Annotated in this window: 14 protein-coding genes and 1 tRNA gene; 13 read left to right on the top strand and 2 right to left on the bottom strand. The window is 65.8% G+C overall.

All coding sequences use genetic code 11. The features are described from left to right. Positions 1 to 75 precede the first annotated feature (75 nt). Together ACV530_RS08340 and ACV530_RS08335 are read left to right on the top strand one after the other, a co-directional pair. Entirely contained in the window at positions 76 to 1,371 is a 1,296-nt protein-coding gene (locus ACV530_RS08340; protein ID WP_494331646.1) for an AAA family ATPase, read from the top strand. After that, a complete protein-coding gene (locus ACV530_RS08335) occupies positions 1,368 to 2,213 on the top strand; it encodes a hypothetical protein (RefSeq protein ID WP_494331645.1) in 846 nt (281 codons plus the stop codon). The genes ACV530_RS08340 and ACV530_RS08335 overlap by 4 nt, the downstream gene beginning before the upstream one ends. A 977-nt stretch (positions 2,214 to 3,190) precedes the next feature. On the opposite strand, the gene ACV530_RS08330 is transcribed toward ACV530_RS08335, so the two are convergent. Next, entirely contained in the window at positions 3,191 to 3,931 is a 741-nt protein-coding gene (locus ACV530_RS08330) for a GntR family transcriptional regulator (RefSeq protein WP_494331644.1), read from the bottom strand. Positions 3,932 to 4,100: 169 nt separating this feature from the next. Here ACV530_RS08330 and ACV530_RS08325 point away from each other — a divergent pair, with 169 nt between their 5' ends. The 7 genes from ACV530_RS08325 to ACV530_RS08295 all read left to right on the top strand — a co-directional run bounded on the left by ACV530_RS08325 (position 4,101) and on the right by ACV530_RS08295 (position 9,372). Then, on the top strand, positions 4,101 to 4,466 hold the full coding sequence (locus ACV530_RS08325) for an SCO3933 family regulatory protein (RefSeq protein WP_494331643.1): 366 nt from the start codon (positions 4,101 to 4,103) through the stop codon (positions 4,464 to 4,466). Next, entirely contained in the window at positions 4,463 to 5,782 is a 1,320-nt protein-coding gene (locus ACV530_RS08320) for an FtsK/SpoIIIE domain-containing protein (protein ID WP_494331642.1), read from the top strand. The genes ACV530_RS08325 and ACV530_RS08320 overlap by 4 nt, the downstream gene beginning before the upstream one ends. A 31-nt stretch (positions 5,783 to 5,813) precedes the next feature. Next, positions 5,814 to 6,104: a hypothetical protein gene (locus ACV530_RS08315; RefSeq protein WP_494331641.1), complete on the top strand. Its 291-nt coding sequence runs from the start codon at positions 5,814 to 5,816 to the stop codon at positions 6,102 to 6,104. Between the two features lie 104 nt (positions 6,105 to 6,208). Then, positions 6,209 to 6,454, top strand: a complete 246-nt coding sequence (locus ACV530_RS08310; RefSeq protein WP_494331640.1) for a hypothetical protein — start codon at positions 6,209 to 6,211, stop codon at positions 6,452 to 6,454. Continuing rightward, complete coding sequence (locus ACV530_RS08305; protein WP_494331639.1) at positions 6,451 to 7,812, top strand: replication initiator; 1,362 nt, start codon at positions 6,451 to 6,453, stop codon at positions 7,810 to 7,812. Before ACV530_RS08310 ends, ACV530_RS08305 begins: the two co-directional genes overlap by 4 nt. Next, a complete protein-coding gene (locus tag ACV530_RS08300; RefSeq protein ID WP_494331638.1) occupies positions 7,802 to 7,999 on the top strand; it encodes a helix-turn-helix transcriptional regulator in 198 nt (65 codons plus the stop codon). Before ACV530_RS08305 ends, ACV530_RS08300 begins: the two co-directional genes overlap by 11 nt. Beyond that, entirely contained in the window at positions 7,996 to 9,372 is a 1,377-nt protein-coding gene (locus ACV530_RS08295; protein ID WP_494331637.1) for a tyrosine-type recombinase/integrase, read from the top strand. The genes ACV530_RS08300 and ACV530_RS08295 overlap by 4 nt, the downstream gene beginning before the upstream one ends. 249 nt (positions 9,373 to 9,621) lie before the next feature. Here the strand turns inward: ACV530_RS08295 and ACV530_RS08290 are convergent. Then, a tRNA-Arg gene (locus ACV530_RS08290) sits at positions 9,622 to 9,693 on the bottom strand. Between the two features lie 100 nt (positions 9,694 to 9,793). Between ACV530_RS08290 and ACV530_RS08285 the strand changes: the two genes are divergently transcribed. From ACV530_RS08285 to ACV530_RS08270, 4 genes are all read left to right on the top strand, one after another. Continuing rightward, positions 9,794 to 10,348 (top strand): response regulator, encoded by a 555-nt coding sequence (locus tag ACV530_RS08285; RefSeq protein ID WP_494331636.1) that lies wholly within the window; start codon positions 9,794 to 9,796, stop codon positions 10,346 to 10,348. A 68-nt stretch (positions 10,349 to 10,416) separates the two neighbouring features. After that, positions 10,417 to 11,244 (top strand): ArgS-related anticodon-binding protein NrtL, encoded by an 828-nt coding sequence (gene nrtL, locus ACV530_RS08280; RefSeq protein ID WP_494331635.1) that lies wholly within the window; start codon positions 10,417 to 10,419, stop codon positions 11,242 to 11,244. A gap of 13 nt (positions 11,245 to 11,257) precedes the next feature. Further along, entirely contained in the window at positions 11,258 to 12,649 is a 1,392-nt protein-coding gene (gene lysA / locus ACV530_RS08275) for a diaminopimelate decarboxylase (protein ID WP_494331634.1), read from the top strand. A 114-nt stretch (positions 12,650 to 12,763) separates the two neighbouring features. Next, positions 12,764 to 14,056, top strand: coding sequence for a homoserine dehydrogenase (locus ACV530_RS08270; RefSeq protein ID WP_494331633.1), 1,293 nt, complete (start codon positions 12,764 to 12,766; stop codon positions 14,054 to 14,056). Positions 14,057 to 14,070 lie beyond the last annotated feature (14 nt).

Genomic DNA, 14,070 nt, shown 5'->3' with positions numbered 1-14,070 from the left:
AAATTGCCACTTGGAGTAATTATGAGACTGTCCCGCGTGCAAGTCGAAGGACTTCTTGGGCACTTCAATCACGTAGTGAAGTTCGACGATGCCCAAGACTTCGTTATCCTGTACGGCCCTAATGGGATCGGCAAGACGCGGTTGCTCGAACTAATCAACTTCACTTTCAAGGGAAGGATCCTAGCTGTTGACCGCGTGCCGTTCGAAACGGCCACTTTTGAATTCGACGACGGTTCCGTATTGACTCTATCGCGAGAGGGGCAGGGCACTCTCTTTGATAGGGCGGGTGATGATTCGATGCGGAACCTTGTGATTTCCCTTAGAAGTCCATCGGGCAGGGAAATCACCTGGCATATGGGTAAGTCGAAAACGCAAACACCCGTCTCTCGGATGCTGCGCCTTATTGAACAGGAGGCGCCCGTAAGTAGAGTGGGTCCGGACGAGTGGCATGATCTGATTCATGAGGAAATCGTTTCTCGCGACCAGCTAATCGACCGGTATGGTTCACACTTGCCGGCCAGTATGCGACTTTATGAGCTCCCGGAAGGAATACAAGAATTCTTCAACGGACTGGAGTCGCACCTAATTGAGACGCAGCGCCTTCTGCGCGACACCTCGCGACCTAGGCCCGCAGCGCGTTCAATGGAGCGTCCTTCTAAGTCGACGGTTGAAATTTTCTCGCAGAACTTCTCTGAGCAAATGGGCAAGGTTCTGGCTCAGAACTCTCGCACATCCCAAGAGCGCGACAGGACATTTCCGCGACGGCTCCTTTCGTATGGCGGGGTTCCTGGCGGGGCAACAGAGGAAGCAATCAGACTCCGCTATGAGCAGCAAAGTCAGCTGCGTGCACGTCTGGCAAGAATTGCGCTACTGGAGCAATCATCAACCGATCTCCCCCTCCCGGACAGGGAGCTTGAGGATTGGGAGCGGCTCGTTCTGTGGACCTACCTCGACGATTCCGAAGACAAGCTCGCCAATCTGCAGAATTTTCTAGAGAGAGCTGAGCTCTTTACTGGCATCATGAATTCTCGCCTGGAATACAAGCAGCTTCACCTGAGCCGTGAAGGCTTCACCGTCGTAAGCGACTATGGCCAGGACATTCCGGTAGCTAGCCTTTCTTCCGGTGAGCAGCATGAGCTAGTGCTTGCGTACGACCTGCTCTTCAACGTGAACCGCGGGGCGTTGGTCCTCATTGACGAGCCTGAGATTTCCCTGCATGTTGCATGGCAGCAAGAATTTATGAACGATATTGCAAACATTGCGAGTACCGCCTCACTGCGCTTCATTGTCGCAACTCACTCTCCTCAGATTATTCATAAATGGTGGTCGCGCGCTGTGAGGTTGGGGCCGAATGTAGAGGGTGGGGAATGAGGGAGCTCCTTACGGCTGATGATCTTTTTGCTCATTTGATGATTCTCCGGGGGGTTAGCAGCAAGAAGTTCATTCTCGTGGAAGGTGACGATGATTTCGGGATGCTGGATCCGCATTTGGATGATGCCGTCTGCGAGACGATCCCTACCGGGGGAAAGACCGTTGCGCTTGAGGCGGCAAAAATTGCCCAGCGGCAAAATCTCATCGATGTTGGCGTGGTCTTGGATCTGGACTGGGCGGATCTTCTGTATCCGAGGGTTTGCCTACCGCACGTCTTCTATACCGATTTCTACGATATTGACGCGACTGCATTCGCGCCACGGCAGGCTGTCGTTGGGTTGATAACAAATAATGTGAAACGCGACAGGCTGCGTGAAGTCTCCCAAGCTGGGGCCACAGGGCTGCTAGATCATATAGTCGCAGCCGCCAAGCATGTCGGAGTATTGCGCTTCCTGTCGGAGAAGAATAGATGGGAATTGAACCTACGGGAATTTCCAGTGCACTTGATAATTGGGGAGGGATTCACCGTTGATCTTGGGAAGTTGGCTGATGTGGCCCTGAAGAGATCTGCCAGGGCCACAGTGGGGTATGACGAGATCTTGTGTGAGGTGCGGTCGCTCTTGTCTGAAATCGTAGACCCCTATAGATATTGCTCAGGTCATGACCTTCTTTCGGTGACCGCTGCGATCATCAGGAGAATAGGGGAGCAAGTCAGCTCGAAATCGGTTGGGGCTTCCTTGCGGGCTTCGTTTAGTTGCCATGATGTGGCGAAATCGCAGCTTTTTTCTGACATCTCTACATGGGGTAGAACACTAGGCAGTGAGCTACTCACCTGTGCTTAGCCTCAATGCTGGTGACTTGCTGACCCGGCGGGTAAGGGGATCTTGTGGCGTAGGACGAATCGGGCCTTGGCCACAGAAAGTCAGCCACGATGGCGGGTGCTTGGCGACGTGCCCGCCACGTGTGCCTCCATCAGCCCACCGCCGGCAGCAACCACTCTTCTGCGCTCCTGATTGTCACGGTTGGCATCACCCGGGACGCAGAGCCGATGCTGCTGTCCACTGGGCCGCAGACGACAATGCTGCCGCACGCGAAGCGCGCTCAGCCACAGACCACGGGCTGCTCCGGCCGGTACGGCGGCAGGCAGGACGGGTGGCCCCTTACCTCAGTCGTGACGGGGCCCGCACCTGCCCGGTGTCCCCGGATCCCTGCGTCTGAGCGCTCCCGCCGGAGGCGTTTGTCCTGAGGGCGATGGTTGCTCCGCTTCCGTCGCGCGGGCGGGCGGACCCGGGCCGGAGCGGGGCGGAGATAGGAGCGCGCGGCCCGGGGGAGCCGGGCCGCGCGCGGCGAGCGGTAGCGAGCCGCCTTGAATACGTAGAGAAACTCTGAGCCAGGTGGGTTGGTGGGTGAGGCTTCATCGGCGCCTGCGTCGGCTCATACGCAGGAGCTCGGCGAGGGTGCGAAGGATCGCGGGGCGGTCTGAGGGATGCGTGCGCGAGAGAGAAAAGACCACGACGGTCACGTAGGTAATCGCGCGTACTACTGCGACCAAGACGAGGGGCCAGATGCAGTAGGCCGGGATCATCAGTCAAGCTCCCACCCTCGGCGGGTGAGGACGGATGTCCATGCCCTACCGAGTCAGTTGGCTGTAACTGAAGCTCCCGTACCAGCGGATCGGGTCTCCAAGGTCTATGACGTTGCCTGAGGCGAACGTATTTTTAAGCCTCTTCCTGATGAGTGAAGGTAACCGAGAGCTCCGCTGGCTCGCTCCCGGCCACGGTCTCACTGCGTGCCGTGTGGAGCAGCATACTTCAGCGGGCTACAGGTTGTAGCGCAACTCCAGGTCATCGCCTGGAAGTTGGAGCTCTTCCAAAGCGAGCGGCTTGTCATCGCCGCTGATCACCGCTCGCAGAATGTGAAGCAACGGCACCCCCTCCGCAAGCCGGAGCGCTTCGGCTTCGTCCGGCAACGGCATCCGCGTCCGCAGGTACTCGGTGAAGTGCAGCTCATGCCCCAGCGAAGCCAGTGCGTCGTAGAGATGTGGCGCGGGAGGCGGCATCTCCTTCTCGTACTTCGTGTCCGCCATCACCGAGAACGGGATGTGCGTCCGATGCAGCTGGCGCAGGCGTCCGCGGTCGGCAGTCTGTAGAACGTCGTACGTCAACATCGGCTCGCCCGGCGAGATGCGGAGTAGCTCGGCCAGGGCCAACGGGGCGTCGGTCCGTGTGGCGACGGGCTCTTCGGCGTCGGTCCAGCGGATGCCGTCCGCCTCCACGTAGCGGCCGGCCGAGTCCCGGCGCACCCCGCGAGGTCGCGTCAGGCTGGGGCGCGCGTGCGGGGAGCGGACGAACGTGCCTCGACCCGACATCACCTCGACAAGGCCAGCGGCCCGCAGTTCCACGAGGCCTTGCCGGACAGTTGGCCTGGTTACGCCGAACTGCTTGGCGAGCGCCTCCTCCGATGGGAGGGGCTGACCTGCCGGGTACGTGCCGTCGATGATGCCTTGCCGCAGGTGGGCGGCGATCTGGCGGTACTTGACCTCGGTCTTCTTCGGCGGCATGGGGTCTCCGTCGCTCCGTCTTGAGGGTCGGCCGGTACAGCGTCTCCTCAAAACCTTTTCTTGACAACCCGTAGTACGGGTGGTCACTCTGGATGAGTACCCGTACTACGGGTGGAAGTCATCCCGAAGGATGGCCCTTCGGGCTTGTACCAGAAGGGAGTTGAGAACTGTGGCGAGCCTTCCGATCGACACCGCGAAGTACACGGGGATCATCTGTGCCGTTGCCCCGATACCGCGTGTTGTGAGCAGGGAGACCGGGCAGCTGCGGGTGGATCGCGAGACCGGCCAGACCCTCTACCAAGTCGGTCTGTGCCTGATGGCCGGGACGTCGGCCGACGTGGTGAGCGTGACGGTGGTCGGCGAACCGGCCGGCGTGCAGCTCGGGATGCCGGTACAGGTACGGGACCTCGTGGCCACGCCCTGGGAGAACGACGGGCGGCACGGAATCGCCTTCCGCGCTGCGGACATCAGGCCGCTCAGCGTCCCGGCGCCTGCGTCGGCATCCGGTTCGTCGGGGAAGGGGGCGGCGCAATGATTGTGCTCGCTTCCGCCCCGTCTGCCGGGGCGGCGTTATTGAGCTGGGTGCTCGTGTTCGTGGGTGTGCTGGCGGTGAGTTCGCTCATCGCGGGTCAAGCGATGCGTCGTCGTCACCCTGCGGCCTGGTGGTTGCTCGTCGGCTTCCCGGCTGTATGTCTGCGGGTGGCGCGTTCGTGGCGTCCGTTGATGGTCGGGTGCGGCTTGGACGGGAGCCGGAAAGACACGCTGATCGTGATGTCGGGGCTCACCCCCGGCAAGGGCGCCCCGGAGCCTCGCTGCCGCGTGCCTCGTCGTACGGCCATCAGGCCAACCCGCGGAGGCTTCTGGCTGCTGGCGCACCTGTTGCCGGGGCAAGTTCCCGAGGACTTCGTCAAGGCGGCTCCGGCCATGGCGGAGGCGTGGCGGGTGCATGCGGTTCGGGTGACCTCGTGGAAGCCTGGTGTCGTCCGTATGGCGGCTTCGGCTGTCGACCCGCTGGAGGCGTCGGCCGTGCCGCGGGGGATCGGCGCCGGGCAACTGCTCCGAGTGGTCGTCGGAGTGTTGGAAAGCGGCGCTCAGTGGGTCATCGACCTTCGTCGTGTCCCGCACTGGCTGATTGTCGGCGCCACTCGATCCGGCAAGTCGACCCTGATCAACGCCCTTGTCTCGGGCCTCGCTCCGCAGCGCGTGGCGTTGGTGGGGATCGACTGCAAAGGCGGCATGGAGCTCTCGCTCTACGCTCCTCGGCTGTCGGCGCTGGCAATCAATCGGGTGCAGGCGATCAAACTACTCGGTGCTCTGGTCGACTTGACGGTCAAGCGCATGGATGTATGCCGTGCCGCACAGGTCCGCAATATCTGGGGTCTGCCGGATGAGGAGCGTCCCACGCCGGTGGTCGTGATCGTGGATGAGATCGCGGAGCTGTTTCTCATCGCGAGTCGTAGCGAGAAGGACGAGGCGCAAGAGGCTTCCACTGCACTGATTCGGCTGGGGCAACTCGGCGCCGCACTTGGGGTGTTCCTCGTCATCGCTGGCCAACGTGTCGGCTCGGACATGGGGCCAGGAGCCACAGCCCTCCGCTCCCAACTTGGTGGCCGCGTCTGTCATCGCGTGGCCGACGCGGGTACGGCGGAGATGGCGCTGGGCGACCTCAACCGGGATGCGCTGACTGCTGCGCAGTCGATCCGGCATGAACAGGCTGGTACGGCGGTCCTGGCCTCGGGGGACAGCTGGGAACGCGCTCGGTCGTACCTGGTGTCCGAGGCGGACGCGCAGGCCATTGCTGCGGAGCACGCGTACCTGACCCCGAACCTGCCCGAACTGGCCGAGGCCTAGCGGCTCTGACTCGAAGGGAGATGCGTACCTCATGCACGACTACGTGATCAGCACCGGTGATCGGAAGGCGCTCGTCGCCGGTCTCCGTGAGCTGGCGGACTTCCTCGACGCCTCGCCTGGCGTCATGGTCCCGCCGAGGGCGAACGTCTACGTCCTCGTCGACGCCGTCGAACTGCCCGCGCGGCGCAAGGGAATCGAAGCCGTCGCCCGAGCCCTGGACGTCTCGGTCACGGACCTGGGGGAGGGCTACTTCTCGGCGGCCCGGCGGTTCGGGCCGGTCGGCTACATCGCCACGGCCGTACCGCCCGAGGACCTGACGTGACCGCCCGCAAGACGGGCTCCCGACGGGGCGCGAAGTCGCCAAACCCGACCCCGTCAGGAACCCACTCCATCCGCCACGTGAGCAGTGAAAGGAGTACACACACTTTGTCCACCTCGAATCGTTCGCGCAAATCCCCCTGGCCGTGGTGCGAACTGGGCGCGGAAGAGCGCTCGGTATGCGTCGGCCGAGAGCAGGTCGTTCTCGTTGGGCTCGACGGCTTCGAGCGTCATCTGTGCCCCGGGCACGCCGCGGCGCTCTGGCTGACGGATCCCACGCTGCGGTTCAGTGCCAAGACGCGCCCCGAAGCGATCACAGCCGTGATGTGGCAGGCCTTCGGGGGATCGCGATGACCGGACGTCCGACGTCCCTGTCCCGGGCGGCCGAAGCGTTGGTCGCCCGGGCTGCGGAGCCCGGCTTCGAGGCGTGGCGCCGCAACATCGTCAGCCTCAACGGCTGCACCAACCCGGTTCATCTCGTCGGTAGCGCGACCGTCTTCGACACGGCCACGGGAGCAGCGCTCTTCTCCTACGGGGCGGAGAGTCGTCTGCTGACCGCATGTGGCAACCGCCGGGCGGCAGTCTGCCCCGCGTGTTCTCGCGTCTACCGAGCCGATACGTACCAGCTCATCCGCGCCGGTCTGGCTGGCGGCAAGGCGGTCGCAGCGAAGGTCGGCGAGCACCCTCGGGTGTTCGCCACCCTCACCGCCCCGGGCTTCGGGCCAGTGCACACCCGACGGGGGCGGGATGGCGGGGCGCGCGCTTGCCGTCCACGGAAGAAGAGGGAGTGCTGCGCACATGGGGCTCCTCTCGGATGCGGTGTGCGGCACGCCGAGGGCGATCCGAGGCTCGGTGAGCCGCTATGCCCGCGCTGTTACGACTACGCCGGGGCAGTGCTCTGGCAAGCGCATGCCGGTCGGCTCTGGCATCGCTTCACGCTGGAGCTACGCCGTGAACTCGGCCGACGGGTGGGGCTCACGCGAGTGGAGTTCGGCGAGGTGGCTCGGCTGTCATACGCGAAGGTGGCCGAGTACCAACGCCGTGGTCTGGTCCACTTCCATGCTGTGATTCGTCTCGACGGCGCCGCGGGGCCGGAGACTGCTCCGCCGAGCTGGGGGACGGCCGGTGTCCTTGTGGGCGCTGTGCGTGGGGCTGCGGAGCGCGTGTGTCTGAGAGCGCCCGGGATGGACGTTGTCGGCCCTCGTCTCCTTCGCTTCGGTATGCAGACCGATGTGCGGCCCATCCTGACGTCAGGTGCGGGGGAGCGGCTGACGGCGCCGGCAGTGGCGGGCTACATCGCCAAGTACGCCACCAAGGGGGCAGAAGGCACAGGGACGGTCGACGGCCGGATCCACCGTGCCGACGACCTGGTGGCGCTGCCAGTGCGAGCGCACATGCTTCGCATGATCGGTACATGCTGGTGGCTCGGTGGACTGCCGCCCTTTGAGTCCCTGGGGTTGCGGCAGTGGGCGCACATGCTCGGCTACAGCGGACACTTTTCCACGAAGTCGCGCCGCTACTCCACCACCTTGACTGCTCTCCGGCGGGCCCGGGTGGAGCACCGAGCAGAAGAGCAGCGGGCGGCGCTCGGCCTGGGCGCTCGGCCCGCAGCCACGGTCGGCCACTGGCGCTTCGCGGGGCGCGGATACACGCCTGAGGCGGCGCTCATTGCGGCTTCGGTTCGTGACGGTGGTGAGCGTTATGGCGCGTGAGCGAACCGAACTGCTCACCGTGAGGCAGGTACTGGAAGAGCTGGGCGGTATCTCGCGGCGCACCTTCTACCGGTGGCGTGAGTTGCGTATCGCTCCGGAGTGCATCCGGCTCCCCAACGGCGAATTGCGTGTGCGTCGCGCCGCATTGAATTCCTGGCTCGAAGATCTTGCGGAGGAGGCCGCGTGAAGTCGTACAAGGTCTCCATCTGGAAGATCAGTGTCAATCGGTCGGCGAAGAATCCGACGTACCTTGTTCGTTGGTCAGTTGATGGTGCGCCCTTCCACGAGGTGCACAAGACCAAAGCCCTGGCTGATCGTTTTAGGGCGAAGCTCCTGCACGCAGCTGACAAAGGTGAGCCGTTCGACACCATCGTCGGATTGCCCGATTCCATGCGTGGTGGGAAGGGCTCGCTCACCTTCCTGGAGCTGGCCGTCAAGTACCTCGACCACAGGTGGGAGGAAGCCTCCGCCAAGCAGCGTGACAGCGTGACGGACGCCCTGTCGGTTGTCGTGCCCGTGCTGGTCAAGCAGATGCGGGGGCGGCCGGATCCCAAGACCCTTCGCAAGGCGCTGCGCTCGTACCTCCTGCCTCCGCCGCGTCGGAAGCAGGAGCGGCCGGACGAGATCGCTGCAGTCATCCGCTGGCTTGAGAAGGCCACGTTGCCTGTCGCTGAGCTGGCTGCAATCGACAGGGTCCGCGAAGTGGTGGACGCACTGAGCCGGAAGCTCGATGGACAACGGTCTGCAAACCAGACCTACCGGAGGAGGAGAGCGGCGATTTACAACGTTCTCAGCTACGCGGTGGAGCTGGAAGCGTTGCCCTCGAATCCTCTTGATCGAGTGCGTAGGAAGCGTGAGCAACAGCCGGTTCAGGAAGTCGACCGCAGAGTCGTGGTCAACCCTTGGCAGGCGCGGGAACTGCTGAATTCCGTGACCTACGTCGGCGGATTCCAACGAGCGAGTGGTCGGCGGCTGCATGCCTTCTTCGGATGCATGTACTACGCGGCCACCCGTCCGGGCGAGGCTCTGGGTCTACGGCGTTCGGACTGCGAATTACCGGCGGCGGGATGGGGCCGGGTCACGGTCCAGGAGACCCGGCCGACGGCTGGGAAGGCATGGACTGATTCGGGAGAAGTGCACGATCGGCGTGGACTCAAACAGCGCGCGGTCGGTGAGGTGCGCAACGTGCCGATCCCTCCGCCGTTGGTCCGGATGCTTCGTGAGCACCTGGACGAGTTCGGCACAGCGCGGGACGGGCGGATCTTCGACAGCGAGCGAGGCAATGTCATTTCCGCCTCGTCGTACTACCGAGTGTGGCGGCAGGCACGGGAGTTGGGGCTGCTGCCGCACCAGGTCGGTTCCGTCCTGGCGGGTCGCCCGTACGACCTGCGGCACGCCTGCGTATCGCAGTGGCTCAACTCGGGTGTGCCGGCGCCGGAAGTCGCACGGCGGGCCGGGCACTCGGTGGACGTGCTCCTGAAGATCTACGCGAAGTGCATCGACGGCCAAGAGCAGGAGATGAACGACAGAATCATGAAGGGTCTTGGCGATGAGGAGTAGTGCCCATCGCGACTGATGTGAGCCCCGGAGCGATCCGGGGCTTTCGTCTGTCTACGGGGCGTTCTCAGGGTGGGCGCCGGGAGTCCCTGAAAGCGCGGCTGACCTGCAGGGAAGGCCACCAAGGTCATTACGTGGTCATTACGTGATCACTGTCATGGGGCTGCATCCGGTGGCACTCCGCTGCACCAACGCAAAGACCCCGCATCAGCATCAGTGCTGATCGCGGGGTCTTTGGGCACTTCTTCGAAGTGCCCCCGGCAGGATTCGAACCTGCGCACACGGCTCCGGAGGCCGTTGCTCTATCCCCTGAGCTACGGGGGCGTGTCTTCCGCTCGTTCGCGGCGACGGGTAGAACCCTACCAGCTCCGGGAGGGTGATCAGAAACGAGTTCGCAGGGCCCGGACCAGGGGGTGGGTAGCGCATGTGGCGGGGTGGCGGGGAGTGGTCGGGGAAAGGTCGCTCGCACGGGGTGGAAGTGGGGAAAAGCCGGACGCGGTGCGGGGGGCGCGCCTACTCTCGGGGTGTGCCTGGCTTGTCCGGCCGGGTCCTTGTTGTGGACGACAACAAGGTCATCCGGCAGCTGATCAGGGTCAACCTCGAGCTCGAAGGCTTCGAGGTCGTGACCGCGGCCGATGGTGCCGAGTGCCTGGAGATCGTGCACCGGGTACGTCCTGATGTGGTGACTCTGGACTTCGTCATGCCCCGGCTCGACGGGTTGCGGACGGCCGCGCGGCTGCGGGCCGATGCGCGGACGCGGGAGATACCGATCGCGATCATCAGTGCGTGTACGCAGCTGGAGGTGGAGGGCGGCCGGTCGGCCGGGGTGGATGCCTTTCTGGCGAAGCCGTTCGAGCCGGCGGAGATGGTCCGGCTGGTGCGGAGACTGATGCGGAGCGGGGCGGGAAACGGTGAGGAGAGCCTCCCGGAGGGCGCCGCTTCCGGGGGCGCGGAATCGATTGTGCGGCCTGCTGGATAGAGGCCCGCCGAATGGGGAGGGGAAACCGGTTCGCGGAGTGGGCCGTACTCTCCCCTAGGCTTGGCCCTGTGACCCCCGCCGATCTTTCCCGGACCGTGCTGCGCACCGTGCGGTGTGCCGTCGAGGCCGATGAGCTGCGCGCCACCGTGCCGGCCCGGGCCGTCGTGCGGGTTCCGCCGCACGCGGGGTGTGGGGACTACGCCACCAATGTCGCGCTGGGGCTCGCGAAGGAGAGCGGGCGGCCCGCCCGCGAGGTCGCCGAGGTGCTGCGGCGCAGGCTCGTACGGGAACCGGGCATCGCCCGGGTGGACATCGCCGATCCGGGGTTCCTCAACATCACGCTTGTGGGGATGTCCCAGGGGCAGATGGTGCGGGAGGTCCTGGAGTACAAGAGCGATGAGGAGAAGTTCTCGCTGAGGCCGCCGCCCGCGTTGGTGCGCCGGCTCGGGGACGATGCCGCACGGTGGAGTCTGCTCTGCCCTCCGGGTCTCGACCGTGAGCTCCTGCTCGTCCAGCGTGATGACAACCCCCTGTTCAGGGTGCGGTACGCCTGCGCGCGGAGCCGCGCGCTCGTACGCAACGCCCGTGACCTGGGGTTCGCCCCCGAGACCGGCGGCAGCGACGCCGACTTCGGGGAGGGCGGCGCGGCCCTCGTCGCCGAACTCGCCGATCACCCCCGCATCGTCGCCACCCGCGACCCCGACCGGCTCGCCCGGCACCTCGAACGTCTCGCCGATGCCTTTCTCCGCTGGCAGGCGAGCTGTCCCACGCTGCCCCGCGGGGACGAGAAACCCTCGGCCGTCCACCGCACCCGACTGGCCCTCGCCGAGGCCACGGGCAAGGTGCTCGTCGACGGCCTTCACCAGCTCGGCATCACCGCACCCGCACACCTCTGAGGAGATCAGAGTCATGAGCCGCTCCGCCCACCCCGCCGGGCCCCGCTATGCCGATGTGCTTTCCGAGGGGCACTACGTCTCTCCGCCCGACGACCTCAACTCCCTCGACCCGCGCGTCTGGTCCCGTACGGTCGCCCGGGACACCGACGGCGTCGTGACCGTCGGCGGGATCGACGTCAAGAAGCTCGCCGAGGAGTTCGGCACGCCCGCGTACTTCCTCGACGAGGACGACTTCCGGGCCCGCTGCCGGGCCTGGAGGGAGGCCTTCGGCGAGGAGGCCGATGTCTTCTACGCGGGCAAGGCGTTCCTCTCCCGGGCCGTCGTGCGCTGGCTGGCCGAGGAGGGGCTCAACCTCGACGTCTGCTCCGGCGGCGAGCTGGCCACGGCGCTCGCCGCGGGCATGCCCGCCGAGCGGATCGCCCTGCACGGCAACAACAAGTCGACCGAGGAGATCACGCGCGCCGTCGAGGCGGGCGTCGGGCGCATCGTGCTCGACTCCTTCCAGGAGATCGTGCGCGTCGCGCACATCGCCGCGCGGCTCGGCAAGCGGCAGCGGGTGCAGATCCGGGTGACCGTCGGTGTCGAGGCGCACACGCACGAGTTCATCGCCACCGCCCACGAGGACCAGAAGTTCGGCATCCCGCTCGCCGGCGGGCAGGCCGCCGAGGCCGTCCGGCGGGCGCTGAAGCTCGACGGCCTCGAACTCATCGGCATCCACTCGCACATCGGCTCCCAGATCTTCGACACCTCGGGCTTCGAGGTGGCGGCGCACCGCGTCGTCGGCCTGCTGAAGGAGGTCCGCGACGAGCACGGTGTCGAGCTGCCCGAGATCGACCTCGGCGGCGGCCTCGGCATCGCCTACACCTCGGAGGACGACCCGCGCGAGCCCCACGAGATCGCCGTGGCCCTGCGCGAGATCGTCGGGCGCGAGTGCGCCGCGGCCGGGTTGGCCGTACCCCGGCTGTCCGTCGAGCCCGGGCGCGCGATCGTGGGTCCGACGGCCTTCACGCTGTACGAGGTGGGCACCATCAAGGAGTTGCCGGGTCTGCGGACGTACGTCAGCGTCGATGGCGGAATGTCCGACAACATCCGTACGGCGCTGTACGACGCCGAGTACAGCGTGGCGCTGGTCTCCCGTACGTCGACGGCCGGGCCGATGCTCTCGCGCGTGGTGGGCAAGCACTGCGAGTCCGGCGACATCATCGTGCGCGACGCCTTCCTGCCCGCCGACGTGGCTCCCGGCGACCTGCTCGCGGTGCCCGCCACCGGTGCGTACTGCCGCTCGATGGCCAGTAATTACAACCATGCGCTGCGCCCGCCGGTCGTGGCGGTCAAGGACGGCGCGGCACGGGTGATCGTGCGGCGCGAGACCGAAGAGGATCTTCTTCGGCTCGACGTCGGCTGAGGCACGAGTCAGTAAAAACGGAAATAGGGGTCTCGGATGCTGGACGGAGGCGGGAAACCTCCGTCCGGTGAGTGAGACTGTGTATCACTGCAGATGTATGAGAAACGAGGTCGGATGATGCGTACGCGTCCGCTGAAAGTGGCGCTGCTGGGCTGTGGAGTGGTCGGCTCAGAGGTGGCGCGCATCATGACGACGCACGCGGACGACCTCACGGCGAGGATCGGCGCACCGGTCGAGCTGGCGGGCATCGCGGTCCGCCGCCCCAGCCTGGTACGGGCCGGGGTGCCGGCGGAGCTGGTCACCACCGATGCGACCGAGCTCGTCAAGCGCGGTGACATCGATGTGGTCGTGGAGGTGATCGGCGGCGTTGAGCCCGCCCGTACGCTGATCACCACCGCCTTCGAGCACGGCGCGAGCGTGGTTTCCGCCAACAAGGCGTTGCTCGCCCAGGACGGCGCCGCCCTGCACGCCGCGGCCGAGCGCCATGGTGCCGACCTCTACTACGAGGCGGCCGTCGCCGGCGCGATTCCGCTGATCAGGCCGCTGCGCGAGTCGCTCGCGGGCGACAAGGTCAACCGGGTGCTGGGCATCGTCAACGGCACGACGAACTTCATCCTCGACAAGATGGACACCAGCGGCGCGGGCTACTCCGAGGCGCTCGACGAGGCCACCGCCCTCGGGTACGCGGAGGCGGACCCGACCGCCGACGTCGAGGGCTTCGACGCCGCCGCCAAGGCCGCGATCCTGGCCGGTATCGCCTTCCACACCCGGGTGCGGCTCGACGACGTCCATCGCGAGGGCATGACGGAGGTCACGGCCGCGGACTTCGCGTCCGCGAAGCAGATGGGCTGCACCATCAAGCTCCTCGCCATCTGCGAGCGCGCGGCCGACGGCCGGTCGGTCACCGCGCGCGTGCACCCGGCGATGATTCCGCTGAGCCACCCGCTCGCCTCGGTGCGCGAGGCGTACAACGCGGTGTTCGTCGAGGCCGACGCCGCCGGGCAGTTGATGTTCTACGGACCGGGTGCGGGCGGCTCGCCGACCGCCTCCGCGGTCCTCGGCGACCTCGTCGCCGTCTGCCGCAACAAGCTCGCGCAGTCCACCGGCCCCGGCGAATCGGCTTACGCGCAGCTGCCGGTGAGCCCGATGGGCGAAGTGGTCACCCGCTACCACATCAGCCTGGACGTGGCCGACAAGCCGGGTGTCCTCGCCCAGGTCGCCACGGTCTTCGCCGAGCACGGCGTCTCCATCGACACCGTCCGCCAGAAGGGCAAGGACGGTGACGCGGCGCTCGTCGTCGTCACGCACCGGGCGCCCGACTCCGCCCTGTCGGCGACGGTCCTGGCGCTGCGCCGCCTGGACACGGTGCGGGGCGTGGCGAGCATCATGCGGGTCGAGGGCGAGTAAGGGAGTTACGGAAG

The sequence above is a fragment of the Streptomyces sp. SX-6 genome, assembly GCF_059089585.1.
The sequence above is the reverse complement of the archived record's forward strand: the minus strand, read 5'-3'. Positions and strand labels throughout refer to the sequence as shown.